The sequence below is a fragment of the Cupriavidus basilensis genome, from assembly GCF_029335485.1.
Taxonomy (GTDB): domain Bacteria; phylum Pseudomonadota; class Gammaproteobacteria; order Burkholderiales; family Burkholderiaceae; genus Cupriavidus; species Cupriavidus basilensis_E.
In genome coordinates, this window is record NZ_JARJLM010000063.1 from 1 (window position 1) to 16,169 (window position 16,169).

At 66.5% G+C, this 16,169-nt stretch carries 13 protein-coding genes; 10 read left to right on the forward strand and 3 right to left on the reverse strand.

What is annotated here, in order from left to right; translation table 11 throughout:
• Positions 1-102 precede the first annotated feature (102 nt).
• From P3W85_RS03685 to P3W85_RS03725, 9 genes are all read left to right on the forward strand, one after another.
• Positions 103-1,386, forward strand: a complete 1,284-nt coding sequence (locus P3W85_RS03685; RefSeq protein WP_017223978.1) for an MFS transporter — start codon at positions 103-105, stop codon at positions 1,384-1,386.
• A gap of 77 nt (positions 1,387-1,463) precedes the next feature.
• The gene (locus P3W85_RS03690; RefSeq protein ID WP_017223979.1) at positions 1,464-2,849 is read left to right on the forward strand and encodes a NarK family nitrate/nitrite MFS transporter; all 1,386 of its coding nucleotides are present in this window, start codon (positions 1,464-1,466) and stop codon (positions 2,847-2,849) included.
• A 175-nt stretch (positions 2,850-3,024) separates the two neighbouring features.
• Positions 3,025-6,765, forward strand: coding sequence for a nitrate reductase subunit alpha (locus tag P3W85_RS03695; RefSeq protein ID WP_276263774.1), 3,741 nt, complete (start codon positions 3,025-3,027; stop codon positions 6,763-6,765).
• The gene (gene narH, locus P3W85_RS03700) at positions 6,762-8,312 is read left to right on the forward strand and encodes a nitrate reductase subunit beta (protein WP_017223981.1); all 1,551 of its coding nucleotides are present in this window, start codon (positions 6,762-6,764) and stop codon (positions 8,310-8,312) included. Before P3W85_RS03695 ends, narH begins: the two co-directional genes overlap by 4 nt.
• Positions 8,313-8,402: 90 nt before the next feature.
• Positions 8,403-9,071 (forward strand): nitrate reductase molybdenum cofactor assembly chaperone, encoded by a 669-nt coding sequence (gene narJ / locus P3W85_RS03705; protein ID WP_017223982.1) that lies wholly within the window; start codon positions 8,403-8,405, stop codon positions 9,069-9,071.
• A 10-nt stretch (positions 9,072-9,081) separates the two neighbouring features.
• Complete coding sequence (narI, locus tag P3W85_RS03710; protein WP_017223983.1) at positions 9,082-9,765, forward strand: respiratory nitrate reductase subunit gamma; 684 nt, start codon at positions 9,082-9,084, stop codon at positions 9,763-9,765.
• A gap of 40 nt (positions 9,766-9,805) precedes the next feature.
• Positions 9,806-10,552 (forward strand): peptidylprolyl isomerase, encoded by a 747-nt coding sequence (locus tag P3W85_RS03715; RefSeq protein WP_017223984.1) that lies wholly within the window; start codon positions 9,806-9,808, stop codon positions 10,550-10,552.
• 121 nt (positions 10,553-10,673) lie between these two features.
• Positions 10,674-11,255 carry a molybdopterin-guanine dinucleotide biosynthesis protein B gene (gene mobB, locus P3W85_RS03720; RefSeq protein ID WP_276263775.1) on the forward strand — a complete coding sequence of 194 codons (582 nt, stop codon included), beginning with the start codon at positions 10,674-10,676 and terminating at the stop codon, positions 11,253-11,255.
• Positions 11,256-11,297: 42 nt separating this feature from the next.
• A complete protein-coding gene (locus tag P3W85_RS03725; protein WP_017223986.1) occupies positions 11,298-11,744 on the forward strand; it encodes a putative zinc-binding protein in 447 nt (148 codons plus the stop codon).
• A gap of 230 nt (positions 11,745-11,974) precedes the next feature.
• Here P3W85_RS03725 and ubiT read toward each other — a convergent pair whose 3' ends face one another.
• The 3 genes from ubiT to ubiU form a co-directional block, all read right to left on the reverse strand.
• Positions 11,975-12,427, reverse strand: coding sequence for a ubiquinone anaerobic biosynthesis accessory factor UbiT (gene ubiT / locus P3W85_RS03730; RefSeq protein WP_276263776.1), 453 nt, complete (start codon positions 12,425-12,427; stop codon positions 11,975-11,977).
• The gene (locus P3W85_RS03735; protein WP_276263777.1) at positions 12,424-13,362 is read right to left on the reverse strand and encodes a U32 family peptidase; all 939 of its coding nucleotides are present in this window, start codon (positions 13,360-13,362) and stop codon (positions 12,424-12,426) included. Before P3W85_RS03735 ends, ubiT begins: the two co-directional genes overlap by 4 nt.
• Before the next feature lie 79 nt (positions 13,363-13,441).
• Positions 13,442-14,470, reverse strand: coding sequence for a ubiquinone anaerobic biosynthesis protein UbiU (gene ubiU / locus P3W85_RS03740; RefSeq protein WP_276263778.1), 1,029 nt, complete (start codon positions 14,468-14,470; stop codon positions 13,442-13,444).
• A 294-nt stretch (positions 14,471-14,764) separates the two neighbouring features.
• Here ubiU and P3W85_RS03745 point away from each other — a divergent pair, with 294 nt between their 5' ends.
• Positions 14,765-15,946: an NAD(P)H-dependent flavin oxidoreductase gene (locus tag P3W85_RS03745; RefSeq protein ID WP_017230794.1), complete on the forward strand. Its 1,182-nt coding sequence runs from the start codon at positions 14,765-14,767 to the stop codon at positions 15,944-15,946.
• Positions 15,947-16,169: the final 223 nt, after the last annotated feature.

Consider the following 16,169-nt stretch of genomic DNA (forward strand, 5'->3'; position numbering starts at 1 on the left):
AGCTCCACCGGCACCCGCACATGTGCTGCCGGCGAATGGTCAACCGCGGCCGCGCTCTCTACGCTGGGAGCCGATCGTCATTGTTGACACAGGAGCATGGCCATGGCCACTCAACCCCTCCCGCACGAACCTGTGCCGCGTCGCGCCTATGCGGTACTGGCGTCCAGCACCTTCGCCTTCACCATCTGCTTTGCCATATGGATGATGTTTGCCGTGCTGGGCATTCCCATCAAGCAGCAACTTGGCCTGTCCGAAACCCAGTTCGGCCTGCTGGCCGCCACGCCCGTGCTCAGCGGCGCGCTGGTCCGCGTGCCGCTGGGCATCTGGACCGACCGCTACGGCGGCCGCATCGTCTTCTTTGTGCTGATGCTGGTCACGGTCATCCCGATCTGGATGATCTCGCATGCCACCACGCTCCCGCAGTTGCTTGTCCTGGGCTTGTTCGTGGGCCTGGCGGGCGGCTCGTTCTCGGTCGGCACGCCCTATGTGGCTCGCTGGTTTCCGCGCTCCCGCCAGGGCCTGGCCATGGGCATATTCGGCGCCGGCAACTCCGGCTCGGCCTTGACCAAGTTCGTGGCCCCGGCACTGATCGTTGCCGCCGGTGGCAGCTGGACCGTGGTGCCGCGCGTGTACGCGATCGCCATGCTGGTCACGGCGGTGCTGTTCTGGGTGTTCTCATCCAGCAATCCCGCCCACCGCGTGAAGTCCTCGGCTGGTTTGCGGGCCCAGTTCGCCATGCTGCGCGACCCGCGGGTCTGGCGCTACTCGCAGTATTACTCGGTGGTGTTCGGCGGCTATGTCGGCCTGTCGCTGTGGATGACCAAGTACTACATCGGCGAGTACGGCTTCGACATCAAGATCGCCGCCCTGCTGGCGGCCTGCTTCTCGCTGCCGGGCGGCGTGCTGCGCGCCATCGGCGGCTGGATCTCGGACCGCTACGGCGCGCACCGCACCACCTGGTGGGTGATGTGGGTGTGCTGGGTGGCGTTCTTCCTCCTCAGCTACCCGCAGACCGATTTCATCATCCACACCGCGCGCGGCCCGCAGGCCTTCCATATCGGCCTGTCGGCGCTGCCGTTCACCGCACTGCTCTTTATCGTCGGCATTGCCATGGCGGTGGGCAAGGCGTCGGTGTTCAAGTTCATCGCCAACGATTTCGGCCATAACCTCGGCGCCGTCTCCGGCGTGGTGGGGCTGGCCGGCGGCCTGGGCGGCTTCATCCTGCCGGTGCTGTTCGGCCTGCTGGCGGACCTGAGCGGCGTGCGCAGCAGCTGCTTCATGCTGATGTACGGCACCGTCTGCGTGAGCCTGGTGTGGATGCACTACAGCCAGCGCGGCAAGGGCGCAGACGCCGGCCAGCGCGTGCTGGCGGCACAGCCGGCCTGAATCGGCGTTCCGCTTTCCCTATTCCACATTTCCCTGTTCCTCATTCCTCATTCCTCATTCCGACACATAGGACAGTCATGTCTAGTTCCGTACTAACCCGCTGGGAGCCTGAAAGCAAGACCTTCTGGCGCACCCACGGCGAGCGCATCGCCTACCGCAACCTGTGGATCTCGATCCTCGCCTTGATGCTGGCCTTCGCGATCTGGATGCTATGGAGCGTGGTGGCGGTCAACCTGGACCGCGCCGGCTTCCGCTTCAGCAAGAACCAGCTGTTCTGGCTCACCGCGCTGCCCGCGCTCTCGGGTGCCACGCTGCGCATCTTCTACGCCTTCCTGGTGCCGATCTTCGGCGGCCGGCGTTTCACGGCGATCTCCACCGCCACCCTGTTGGTGCCGGCGCTGGGCATGGGCTTCGCGCTGCGCGACCCGACCACTAGCTATCCCACCTTGCTGGTGCTGGCGCTGCTGTGCGGATTCGGCGGCGCCAACTTCAGCTCCTCGATGTCCAATATCAGTTTCTTCTTTCCCAAGGCCAAGAAGGGCCTGGCGACCGGGCTCAATGCCGGCATCGGCAACCTGGGCGTATCGGTGGTGCAGTTCCTGACCCCGCTGGTGGTTTCCGTGGGGCTGTTCGGCGCCTTTGGCGGTGACGCCCAGACCTACCAGGCCGGCGAGGTGAGCAAGAGCCTGTGGCTGCAGAACGCCGGCTTCATCTGGGTGCCGTTCATCCTGGCCGCGACCCTCGCCGCGTGGTTCGGCATGAACGACATCGCCGATGCGCGTGCCTCGTTCGCCGACCAGGCGGTGATCTTCAAGCGCAAGCACAACTGGCTGATGTGCTGGCTGTATGTGGGCACCTTCGGCTCGTTCATCGGCTTCTCGGCCGGTTTTGCGCTGCTCACCAAGTCACAGTTCCCAGGGGTGAACCCCACCGCCTATGCCTTCCTCGGGCCCCTGGTGGGTGCGCTGATGCGGCCGGTGGGCGGCTGGGTGTCGGACAAGCTCGGCGGGGCGCGGGTCACCCTGTGGAGCTTCGTGGCGATGATTGCCGCCGTGTTCGGCGTGCTGGCCACGTTGCCGCACGACGGCGCCGGCGGCAGCTTCCAGGGTTTCCTGGCGGCGTTCGTGGTGCTGTTCGCGCTGACCGGCATCGGCAATGGCTCGACCTTCCGCATGATCCCGGTGATCTTCCTGACCGAACGCCAGCGCGCCGCGCGCGGCAAGGACGAGGCGGCGCAAAAGCAGGCGCTGCTGGACGCCGGCAAGGAATCGGCCGCGGTGCTGGGCTTTTCCGGCGCCATTGGCGCCTACGGCGGCTTCTTCATCCCCAAGAGCTTCGGCACCTCGCTGGAACTGACCGGCTCGGCGGACGCGGCGCTGTACTGCTTCGTGGCCTTCTATGTGAGCTGCGTGCTGGTGACCTGGTGGTACTACGCACGCAAGCATGCACCCATGCCCTGCTGAACGGCGCCGGCCGGCCTAGTTCTTCCGAACTAGGCAGCCGCGGCCGAACTAGCCCGAGCGCATCGCGCCCTACTCCTCCACCAGCGAATGGGCGCCGCCGGGCCTGGCCGATAAGCTTGGAACATCCCTGGACCGATTGCCCGACGGTCAGCAAAAGCACTCGCGGAGAACAACTATGAGCCATTTTCTGGATCGACTGAAATTCATGTCCCGCGTCAAGTCCACCTTCGCGGGTGGACACGGCGCCGTGGTGGACGAGGACCGCCGGTGGGAGAACGGGTACCGCAGCCGCTGGCAGCACGACAAGATCGTGCGCTCCACCCACGGCGTGAACTGCACGGGTTCGTGCTCCTGGAAGGTCTACGTCAAGAACGGACTGATCACCTGGGAAACGCAGCAGACCGACTATCCGCGCACCCGCCCCGACCTGCCCAACCACGAGCCGCGCGGCTGCCCGCGCGGCGCCTCGTACAGCTGGTACGTCTACTCGGCGCAACGCGTGAAGTACCCGATGATCCGCGGCCGCCTGATGGAGATGTGGCGCGAAGCCCGCAAGACCATGGATCCCGTGGCCGCCTGGGCCTCGATCAGCCAGGACCCGGTCAAGGCCAAGCGCTACAAGAGCGTGCGCGGCCTGGGCGGCTTCGTGCGGGCCGACTGGGACACCGCCACGGAGATGATTGCGGCAGCCAATGCCTTCACCATCAAACGCTTCGGCCCGGACCGCGTGGTCGGGTTCTCGCCGATTCCGGCCATGTCGATGGTGTCCTACGCCGCCGGCGCGCGCTACCTGAGCCTGCTGGGCGGGGTCTGCCTGTCCTTCTATGACTGGTACTGCGACCTGCCGCCGGCCAGCCCGCAAGTCTGGGGCGAGCAGACCGACGTGCCGGAATCGGCCGACTGGTACAACTCCACCTACCTGATGGTATGGGGTTCCAACGTGCCGCAGACGCGCACCCCGGACGCCCACTTCTACACCGAAGTCCGCTACAAGGGCACCAAGACGGTGGCGGTATCGTCCGACTTCGGCGAGATGGTCAAGTTCGGCGATATCTGGCTGACGCCCACGCAAGGCACCGATGCCGCCCTGGCCATGGCCATGGGCCATGTGGTGCTGAAGGAGTTCCATCTGAACGGGCGCTCCGCTTATTTCCGCGACTACATCAAGCAGTACACCGACATGCCGATGCTGGTGCTGCTGCGGGATAACGGCGGCACGCTGGTGCCCGACCACTTCCTGCGTGCCTCCCACCTCGCCGGCGCCCGCGGCGAAGCCAACAATCCTGAATGGAAAACGCTGGTGATCGACAGTGCCAGCGGCGACTTCGCGGTCCCCAACGGCACCATCGGCTTTCGCTGGGGCGAGGCCGCGCACAACGGCGGCGAGAAGGTAGGCCGCTGGAACCTGGAGATGAAGGACGGCGGCAACGGACAGGCGCTTGACCCCCTGCTCTCGCTGATGGCGGCCGGGCACGAGGTGGCCGAAGTCGGTTTCCCGTACTTCGGCGCGGAGCACGATGCCCTGCTCAAGCGCCGCGTGCCCGCCAGGCGCATCACGCTGGCCGATGGCAGCAGCGCCCTGGTGGCCACGGTCTATGACCTGCAGATGGCCAACTACGGCGTGGACCAGGGCCTGGGCGGCGACAATGTGGCCACGTCCTTCGACGACGATGTGCCCTACACGCCGGCCTGGCAGGAAAAACACACCACGGTGCCGCGCCATCTGGTGATACAGGTAGCGCGCGAGTTCGCCGACAACGCCGATCGCACCCAGGGCAAGAGCATGGTGATCGTCGGTGCCGGGCTCAACCACTGGTACCACAACGACATGATCTACCGCGGCATCATCAACCTGCTGATGATGTGCGGCTGCGTGGGCAAGAGCGGCGGCGGCTGGGCGCACTACGTGGGCCAGGAAAAGCTGCGCCCGCAATTCGGCTGGGCACCGCTGGCCTTTGGCCTGGACTGGTCGCGCCCGCCGCGCCAGATGAACGGCACCTCGTTCTTCTACAGCCACACCAGCCAGTGGCGCCACGAAAAGCTTGCCGTGGACGAGATCCTTGCGCCGACCGCGGACAAGGCCAAGTACGAGAACCTCTCGCTGCTGGACCTCAACGCCCGCTCCGAGCGCATGGGCTGGCTGCCCTCGGCGCCGCAACTAAGCAGCAATCCGCTCGATGTCGCCGATGCCGCCGCGGCGGCTGGCCAGGATCCTGTCGCCTATACGGTCGAACAGCTGAAGTCCGGCGGGCTGCAGTTCGCCTGCGACGACCCCGACAACCCGGAGAACTTCCCGCGCAATATGTTCGTGTGGCGCTCGAATATCCTGGGCAGCTCGGGCAAGGGCCATGAGTATTTCCTCAAGTACCTGCTCGGCACCCAGAACGCCGTATTCGGCGACGAGGCGGACGCCATCACGCCGAGCGAGGTCAAGGTGCGCCCCGCCGCCGAGGGCAAGCTCGACCTGCTGACCGTGCTCGATTTCCGCATGAGCACCACCTGCCTGTACGGCGATATCGTGCTGCCGACCGCCACCTGGTACGAGAAGGACGATCTCAACACCTCCGACATGCATCCCTTCATCCATCCCTTGTCGGAGGCGGTGCAGCCGCTGTGGGAGAGCCGTACGGACTGGGAAATCTACAAGGCGATCGCCAAGAAGTTCAGCGAAATCGGCGGCGCCCACCTGGGCACCCGCCAGGACCTGGTCTGCAGCCCCTTGCTGCATGACACGCCGGGTGAACTGGCGCAGCCGTTCGAGCCCAAGGACTGGAAGCGCGGCGAATGCGAGCTGATTCCCGGCAAGACCGCGCCATCGATGACCGTGGTCGAGCGCAACTATGCCGATATCTACAAGAAGTTCACCTCGATCGGGCCGCTGCTCGACAAGCACGGCAACGGCGGCAAGGGCATCAACTGGGATACCCGCCACGAAGTCAAGGAAATCGGCGCGCTCAGCAAGACGGTCGACGAACCCGGCGTGAGCCAGGGGCGGCCGCGGCTGGATACCGCCATCGACGCCGCCGAGATGATCCTGACTTTCGCGCCGGAAACCAACGGCCATGTCGCGGTGAAGGCATGGGAAGCGCTGTCGGCCATCACCGGGCGCGACCACGCCCACCTGGCCACCGGGCGCGAGCATGACAAGATCCGCTTCCGCGACGTCCAGGTGCAGCCGCGCAAGATCATCTCCGCGCCGACCTGGTCCGGCCTGGAATCCGAGGAAGTCAGCTACAACGCGGGCTACACCAATGTCCACGAGCTGATCCCCTGGCGCACCCTGACCGGCCGCCAGCAGTTCTACCAGGATCATCGCTGGATGCTGGATTTTGGCGAAGGCAACTGCGTCTACAAGCCCGCCATCGACACCAAGACCATCGCGCCGATGCTGGGTGCCAGGCCCAACGGCAATGCCGAACTGGTGCTGAACTGGATCACGCCGCACCAGAAGTGGGGCATCCACTCCACCTATTCGGACAACCTGCGCATGCTGACGCTGTCGCGCGGCGGGCCGCATGTCTGGATCTCGGAAGCCGAGGCCAAGGCCAACGGCATCCGCGACAACGACTGGGTGGAAGTCTTCAACGTCAATGGGACGCTGACCGCGCGGGTGGTGGTTTCGCAGCGGGTCCCCAAGGGGATGTGCCTGATGTACCACGCCCAGGAGAAGATCGTGAACGTGCCCGGCGCCGAAACCAGCGGCATGCGCGGCGGCATCCATAACTCGGTGACCCGCACGGTGACCAAGCCCACCCACATGATCGGCGGCTACGCGCAGCTGGCATACGGTTTCAACTATTACGGCACCGTCGGCAGCAACCGCGACGAGTTCGTGATCCTGCGCAAGATGAACAAGGTCGACTGGCTGGAAGGCCCGCTGGTGGAAAAACAAGCGAAGGAAGGAGCTGAGCAATGAAAATCCGCGCCCAGGTAGCCATGGTCCTGAACCTGGACAAGTGCATTGGCTGCCATACCTGCTCGATTACGTGCAAGAACGTCTGGACCAGCCGCGACGGCGTGGAATACGCCTGGTTCAACAATGTCGAGACCAAGCCCGGCATCGGTTATCCCAAGGAATGGGAGAACCAGGACAAATGGCATGGCGGCTGGACGCGCAATGCCGCCGGCAAGCTCGAACCGCGCCAGGGCAGCAAGCTGGGCATCCTGGCGAAACTGTTCACCAATCCCAACCTGCCGCAGATCGACGAATACTACGAGCCGTTCACCTACGACTACGAGCACCTGCAGAAGGCGCCGCTGGTGCAGACGCCGCCCACTGCCCGCCCGGTGTCGGTGCTGACCGGCAAGAAGATGGAAAAGATCGAATGGGGCCCGAACTGGGAGGACGATCTTGGCGGCGAGTTCAGCGCGCGCAGCAAGGACAAGCTGTTCGAAGACGTCCAGAAGGAGATGTACTCGACCTTCGAGAACACCTTCATGATGTACCTGCCGCGCCTGTGCGAGCATTGCCTGAACCCGACCTGCGTAGCCTCCTGCCCGTCCGGCTCGATCTACAAGCGCGAGGACGACGGCATCGTGCTGGTCGACCAGGACAAATGCCGCGGCTGGCGCATGTGCATCTCCGGGTGCCCGTACAAGAAGATCTACTACAACTGGCAAAGCGGCAAGGCCGAGAAATGCCTGTTCTGCTATCCCCGCATCGAAGCGGGCCAGCCCACCGTCTGCGCGGAAACCTGCGTCGGCCGGATCCGCTACCTGGGCGTGATGCTGTACGACGCCGACCGCATCCAGGCAGCCGCCTCGGTGGAGAACCCGCAGGATCTCTACCAGTCGCAGCTGGACATCTTCCTGGATCCGCACGATCCGGCCGTCCAGGCCGAAGCGCTGCGCCAGGGCATTGCGCAAAGCTGGCTGGACGCCGCGCGCAAGTCGCCGGTGTACAAGATGGCCTGCGAATGGAAGGTGGCCTTCCCGCTGCATCCCGAGTACCGCACGCTGCCGATGGTGTGGTACATCCCGCCGCTGTCGCCGATCCAGTCGGCCGCCGAGGCTGGCCACATGGGCATGAACGGCGTGATCCCGGACGTGAAGAGCCTGCGCATCCCGGTCAAGTACCTGGCCAACCTGCTGACCGCGGGGGAAGTCGCGCCGGTGCTGAAAGCGCTTGAACGCATGCTGGCCATGCGCGCCTACAAGCGCTCGGAAGTGGTGGACGACGTGCAGGACCTGGCTGTGCTGGAGCAGGTCGGCCTCACGCCGGCACAGGTGGAGGACATGTACCAGATCATGGCGATCGCCAACTATGAAGATCGTTTCGTGATCCCGTCCTCGCACAAGGAAATGGTGGAGGACAGCTTCAACGACAAGGCAAGCTGCGGCTTCACCTTCGGCAACGGCTGCTCGGGCGGGACCTCGGACGGCTCCCTGTTCGGCAAGAAGCCGCAAGGCAGCGTGATGTTCGCGGACATGCCGAAATCGCGCAAGAAGGCCATGGCGACATGACCGGCGCCTGACTTTCCGCCCCGCTCCCGCCGGCAAACGGGAGCGGCCGGCATCCGCACTTTCGCCATCCATACACCACGGGAGCCTCCCATGCCGCTCTACCCCATCCTTAGCGCCCTGCTGTGCTACCCCGAGCAGGACCTTCTCGACGCCCTGCCTGAAATCGACACCGCGCTGGCCAGGTCGCCGCAGGCGCAAGCCACGCTGGCGCCCCTGGGCGAGCTGTTGAAGACCAACACGCTGATCGAACTCCAGGAGAACTACGTCGCCACCTTCGACCGCAACCCCGCCCATTCCCTGCACCTGTTCGAACACGTGCACGGCGAAAGCCGGGATCGCGGCCAGGCCATGGTCGACCTGATCGACGAATACCGCCGCGAGGGCTTCGAGCCCGCCGAGGCGGAACTGCCCGATTTCGTGCCGCTGTTCCTGGAGTTCCTGGGCGCGCTGGTGGCCGACGGCAAGGACGCGCACGCCGGGCAACTGCTGGGCGACGCCATCCACGTGCTCGCCGCGGTTGGCGACCGGCTGGCGCGCAACGAGAGTCCGTATGCCGCGGTGTTCACCGTATTGCGCACGCTCACTGACGTGCAGCCACAGCCCCGGACCGAGCCGCCGGTGCGGGATATGGACGAAGCGCTGGAGACCTTCGGCCCCGGTGTGGACGGCGTGGAACCGCTGCTCGCACCGCGCCCCCTCGGCGACCAGCCCGTGCGCTTCTACGCCCGCGGCACGGCGCCCATGACCACCGCTCGCTGAGGCAACGACCATGAACCTGCTCAATCAATTCCTCTACGGCATCTATCCGTACATCGCCCTGGTCGTCTTCCTGTTCGGCAGCCTGGCGCGCTTCGAGCGCGAACAATACGGCTGGAAGAGCGACAGCTCGCAACTGCTCCATCGCGGCAACCTGCGGGTCGGCAGTATCCTCTTCCACGTCGGCATCATCGGGCTGTTCTTCGGCCATCTGGTAGGCCTGCTGACGCCCGTGGCGGTCTGGGACGCCCTGGGCGTCTCGCATGGATTCAAGCAAGGCGTGGCCATGGCGGCCGGCGGCCTGATGGGCACCATGTGCCTGTCCGGCCTGCTGATCCTGCTCCACCGCCGCTTCACCAATGCCCGCGTGTCCGCGGTCACGCGCACCGGCGACAAGGTGCTGCTGCTGTGGATCCTGGTGACCTTGCTGCTGGGCCTTTCCACCATCTTCGAATCGTCCCGCCATATGGACGGCCACATGATGGTGCAGCTGATGACCTGGGCCCAGCACATCGTCACCCTGCGCGGGGACGCCGCCAGCTATATCGCCGGTGCGCCGCTGCTGTTCAAGGCCCATCTGTTCATGGGGATCTCGCTGTTCGCCATCTTCCCCTTCACCCGGCTGGTGCACGTGTGGAGCGGCTTCGCCTCGGTCGGCTACCTGGGCCGCGCCTGGCAACTGGTGCGCAGCCGCTGAAGCCCGCCCCGCCAACCGGCCGTCCTGCAAGGAGAAAGCTATGCCCATCTTAGTCAACGGCGTCGAACTGGAAGACGCCGAGATCGAACGTGAACTGGCCCACCATGCCGGCTCGCATGAACCCACCCGGCACGCCGTGGTTGCCCTGATCCTGCGTCATCTGGTGCGCGCGCAGGCACGGCGGCTCGGACTGCCCGGCGACGACGACGAGTCCCTGACTGAGGCCCTGCTGGAGCGGGAGGTCGGGCTGCCCGAGCCCGACGAGGCCAGTTGCCGCCGGCATTACGACAGCCACCTGGAACGCTTCCGCGAGGGCGAGTGGGTCGAGGCCGGGCACATCCTGTTCCAGGTGACGCCGCGGGTCCCGCTCGATGCGCTGCGCGAAACGGCCGAGGCCACGCTGGCGCAGGTGCTGGCCGATCCCTCGGCGTTCGCCGGGCTGGCGAATGCCCGCTCCAACTGCCCGACCGGCGCCGGCGGCGGACACCTTGGCCGCGTGTTCCGCGGCGAAACCGCGCCCGAGTTCGAGCGCGCCATCTTTGCCGCGCGCAATCCGGGCGTGCTGGCCCGGCTGGTTGAAACGCGCTACGGCCTGCACGTGGTACGGGTCATCGAGCGCTGCGAAGGCGTACAGCTGCCGTTCGATGCCGTGCGGCAATCCATCGCCCGCGCCCTCGCGGCGGCGGCGCGCGACCGCGCGTGGAAGCAGTACGCAAGCCTGCTGATCGGCGGCGCCAGCATTGAAGGGATCGACCTCGGCGGCGCCGAAACGCCGCTGGTGCAATAAACAACCTCCACCTCCGGCAACAGGCACTGGCAAGCCCCGGACGCCGCATTCCCGTCTCTCCAGAATGCGCACCGCGCTTCGCCAGTCCGCCCACCCGGAGGCCATCTCTGGGAGAACGATCATGCAACCCGCCATCCTCGGCATCGCCGGCACCTCGGGCAGCGGCAAGACCACGCTGATCACGGCCATGCTCGCCTGGTTTCGCCAGCAAGGGCTGACCGTCAATGTCATCAAACATAGCCACCATTCTCTCGAGCTCGAGCCGCCGGGCAAGGACAGCGCACGCTTTCGCCAGGCCGGCGCCGGCGAAGTCCTGGTGGCTTCGCCATTCCGCTTTGCCATCCTGCACGAACTGAACGGTGCGCCGGAGCCGACCTTGCGCGAGCAGGTGGCGCGCCTGGCGCCGGCGGACCTGACCCTGGTGGAAGGGTTCCGCAGCGAAGCCATCCCGCGCATCGAGGTTTTCCGGCCGGCGCACGGGCGCGCGCCCTACTATCCCCGCGACCCGTCCATCGTGGCGGTGGCCAGCGACGTGCCGCTCGATATCGGCATGCCTTGCCTGCCGCTCGACCAGGCCGCCCAGGTGGCGCGCTTCATTCTCAGGCTGTGCAAGCTGGATGACGCGGTCTCTTCACGTGGAGAGCGTTCCGTCACTTCATCCGCCGAAACTACGCGATGCAAGCCGTCGGCGATCGCCTCCTGAAGGCATCTCCCCAATCCGCCCATCAAGTCCCGAGGTATCGCAATGCCCAAGGCTGACACCACATCCTTGCCTCTCGTCTACGCGTGCTCCGGCTGCTCCAGCGTGGCGCAGCTCGCCAACACCTTCGCCGTACGGCTGGACCGCGGCGGGCTGGCCGAGATGTCCTGCATCAGCGGGGTTGGCGGCGGCGTTGCCGCGCTCACCAGGGTGGCCCGTTCGGGCCGCCCGATCCTGGCCCTGGACGGCTGCCCGCTGGCCTGCGTGAAAGCCTGCCTGGCCAGCGCGGGGGTTGCGCCCGACCGGCATCTGGTGCTCAATCGGCTGGGCGCCACCAAGCGGCAGCATGGCGAATGCAGCGAGACGGAAGCCGGAGCGGCCTGGGAGGCGGTGACACTGGCGCTGTCGGCCATCAAGGATGCGCCGCCCCGGCATGCCGACAAAGCCGCATTGGCCGAAGCCGAAGGGATGCGCCAAGACCGTCTGGAATGACGACGGCTGTCACGCTCTGTCCCCTCACGGGGAGAGGGGAGAAAACCGGAGCATGGCGAACGGCAGTGCCATACGGAACACGCGGAGCATGAGGCGCTACAGCTAGCCCACTCACGCCCGAACCTCAAACCTGCCCCCCTCCCGCAAGCGGGAGAGATGGGGAGCAAACCGCCGCAACCGCAGGTTCATCAGCAAGCTGAAGAGCGGCACTTGCCGCCCTTGCTGCCTCCTCAGGTAGGCTGCGACGTGGCGGCGCCCGGTGCCAGGTGCCTGGTCAACCCGGTCAGCCATTCCGGCCGGCTCACCGCGTCCAGCCAGTACTTCACTTCCAGGCCAAGCGCGGTATCGCCGCCAATCGCCAGACGCCGCTGGAAAAACAGCGTATCGGTGTCGGCTTCCCCGCCCAGCAGGCGCAGGTAATCGACGGCATTGGCGCGCAACGTCAGCGCCGGCGGGCTACCGTCAAAGGGCCCGGCGGCAAAACGGCCATCCGTGCAGCGAAAACGCACCTGCAGGCCAAGGTCCTCCACCGTCAGCAGGAAGCAATGGCCATCGAGCGCCGCCGGTGGCTGCAGCCACCCACGCCGCCGCGCAAGCTCCAGCGCGGCCACCAGGGGCAAGGCACGGGCCTGCGCCGGCATCGCGCGGTGCAGGCGTGCCAGCATGGCTTTCGGGCCGATCATGCGTGTTCCTCCTGCCAGGCGATGCCGGCGCGTCCGTCCCAATAGCCATTGCTGGGCTGCGCCCCCGCCGGCAGCAAGCCGCCGGGCGCCGCGGTACGCTCGCCGGAGCGCAGTGCCGCAAGCGCCGCCACCACATCCAGCGTGGCACTGGCATGGGGGCTGACCCGCACCGAGTCGATGCCCATCGCGGTCATGGCCGGCACCTCGGCGCACAGGTCAAGACAGCTGGCGGACTGGATCTGCACCCCGTTGAGCGTGAAGAACGGCTGGCCCTCCCCGGTCGAAGCCACCAGGCCATCCGGGTACTCGAGACAGCGGAACTCGCAATTGTCCTTGCGCAGCCTGTGGTGCCGCGCAGTGAAACAGCGCGCCGAGAACGCCAGCGGCATCCGGCCCCAGACCAGCACCTCCAGGTCCGTGCCCGCCGGGCGTGCCGCCGCCAGCGCCGCCAGCGCGGTGCGGTCCATTTCCAGCGGGGGCACGCATGCTATGGCCCCCATCCCGCTGAGCCAGGCGAGCGTATCCGCGTGATACACGTTCAGATGCGGGCCGCAGATGAAGGCGCGCCCCTGCATCCGGTTGACGGCGCCCAGGTCGTTGGCCTCGACCAGATATTCGGTCTGCTCGCAGACGCGGTGCATGCAGGCTATATCGCTGTCGGATTCGACCAGCACCGGGGTCGAGAGCACGACCTCCTTGCCGGCCTCCTGCAGCATCTGCGCGATCTCCAGCCAGTGGGCATGGCGCAGCTCATGGCGGCGGGTACAGACGGTCTCGCCCAGGTAGACGCGGTCCACCGCGGAGTCTGCGACCTGCGCATAGAACTGCATGACCGTGGTGCGCGGCCAGTAGTACAGCAGCGGGCCCAGCGAGATGCCGAAGCTGCCCGCCACAGCCGCCACAGCCGCGCTCGGCTCGTTCATCGAATCGTTCATTGGTAGTTTGGTTCCAGAAGGAGAATGTCATGCCCGCAGGCACAAAGAAGGCAGCAGGCGCAGGCGCCGCGGCGCGGCCTCAACGCCATGGCCGGTCGTAAGCGCCCTGGGTCACCTGGTCGCCCTCGGCGTGCCGCCCGAGTACGCCCTGCCATTCCTGACGCGCGGTGAAGCGCGACGGATCGGCGCCAGCGGCGTCGATCGCCGCGCGCAGCACGCCAACCACGTCGCCCACATAACGGGGGCTACGCTGGCGGCCTTCGATCTTGATCGCGGCAATGCCTATGCCGATCAGCGCCGGCAGCAGCGACAGCGCATTGAGGCTGGTCGGCTCCTCGAGCACATAGCCCCGCTCGCCCTCCACCTCGAACCGTCCCTTGCACAGGGTCGGGTAGCCGGCCGGCTCGCCGGGCGCGTAGCTGTCGATCAGGATGCCGGACAAGCGCGCCTGCATGGTGCCCTCGTGCTCTTCCCAGCGCACGGCATGCGCGGGCGAGCACACGCCCTTGTTGTTCGGCGAATCGCCAGTCGCGTAGGAAGACAGCAGGCAGCGGCCTTCGGCCATCACGCACAGGCTACCGAAGCCAAACACTTCGAGCTCCACATCGGTCTGCCGCGCGAGCTTGCCGATCTGCGCCAGCGACAGCACGCGCGGCAGCACCACCCGGTGTATGCCGAAACGCGCGCGCATCAGTTCGATGGCGTCGGCGTGGGTGGCCGAACCTTGCACCGACAGATGAAGACGCAGCTGCGGATGGCGCTCGCGGGCATAGGCCATGAGGCCGGGATCGGCCATGATGACGGCATCCGCGCCCAGCTCCGCCGCGGCATCGACGGCGCGGTGCCAACACGCAACCGCGCCCATCTGCGCGAAGGTATTGATGGCGAACAAGACTTCCGCGCCCTGCGCGTGGGCTTCGGCCACGCCTGCCTGGATATCGGCCTCGGTGAAGTTCAGCCCGCCGAAGTTGCGCGCATTGGTGGCGTCGCGCAGGCCAAGGTAGACGGCGTCGGCGCCACGTTGCAGCGCCACGCGCAGCGCAGCCAGCGAGCCGGCGGGCGCAACCAGTTGCGGGCGACGCGTTGTGCCCGGAGTGTTGGAGGTCATGGATAGGCTCAATGAGGTTTCGGGCGTCCGCATGCGCCACGGCGGCGGCGAACGCAAGTGAGCCATGATCCTAGCCAAGCTCCGGCACGGACCAATTGACCAGGCGCAAAAGCGCGGGCCGCCGCGCACGGCGCCGACGACGGCCATCCGCCGAGTGGCATAGGCCATTGGTATCGAGCCGGCCCCGACTTGATCCAACGCAAGTTTCCCGCCGCATGTCCATGCAAACCTATGCCGCTTTCCTGCAACGCACGGCATCCCCGCCGGCGAGCAGAATGTCTTACCGAGGGTGATATGCAAGAGCATTGGCTAAAGCTGATTGGCCGCCGGCTGGTCCCGGTGGTACAGGGCGGCATGGGTATCGGCATCTCCGCGCACCGGCTGGCAGGCGCGGTGGCGAGCCAGAACGGCATGGGCACCATTGCCAGCATCGATCTGCGCCATCATCATCCGGACCTGATGGCGGCCACGGCCAAGTCACGTGACAAGGACAAGATAGAGGCAGCCAACCTGGTGGCACTGGATCGCGAGATCCAGGGCGCGCGGCAGCTCTCGGGCGGGCGCGGTGCCATCGCGGTGAACGTCATGAAAGCCGTCAGCTCGCATGCCGCACTGGTCCGGCAGGCCTGCGAGAGCGGGGCCGATGCCATCGTGATGGGCGCGGGGCTGCCACTCGACCTGCCCGAACTCACGGCCGGTCACCCGGACATTGCCTTGATTCCCATCCTGTCGGACTCCCGTGGCATCGGCCTGGTGCTGCGCAAGTGGATGAAGAAGAACCGCCTGCCCGACGCCATCGTCATCGAGGACCCGGCGCACGCCGGCGGCCACCTTGGCGCTTCGCGCATCGAGGACATCGGCGATGGGCGCTTCTCCTTCGCACGCGTGCTGGCCGAATGCCGCGAAGTATTCGCCGGACTGGGGCTGGCCTGGGAGAGCGTTCCCCTGATCCTTGCGGGCGGGATCAACAGCCATGCCAAAGTCCGTCACTGGCTGGGTGAAGGCGCCTCGGCCGTGCAACTGGGGACGGCCTTCGCCGTGACCGAAGAAGGCGATGCGCACCCGGCTTTCAAGGAAGTCCTGGCCAGCGCGCGTCCCGAACAACTGAGCGAGTTCACCAGCGTGGCCGGCCTGCCGGCACGCGCCGTACTGACGCCGTGGCTCAAGCGCTACCTGTCGCGTGAAGCGACGCTGCGGACCCGCGCCAAGGTGCGCGACTGCCTTGAAGGCTTCGACTGCCTGCAGGCCTGCGGCCTGCGCGACGGCATCGGCCGCGTCGGGCAGTTCTGCATCGACCTCAAGCTGGCCCAGGCCATGCGCGGCGACGTGGAGCGCGGGCTGTTCTTCCGCGGCAAGGGGAGCCTGCCGTTCGGCCAGGCCATCCGCCCGGTCCGCGAACTGATGCACTACCTGCTCACCGGCGAAATGCCAACCGGCCTCGGCACGCCACCGGGCCAGGCGGCACACGCCGTGTGATGTCGCCTGCGCCATCGCTACCGGCGGCAGCCCCTCCGATCCCGGCCCGGGCGCCGCAAAATTCTGTCACGCCATGATATTTAGCGAAAGTTGCACAAGAGCCACCCGAACCCGCAAGCGATCTTGATCTTGCGCAAGTCGCCGCGCCGGCTCGCCGTCAATAATGCGACAAGCCCCTGGTACTAGAGCGCCGGCACAGACCGCCAAGCACGCCAGGGGCCGG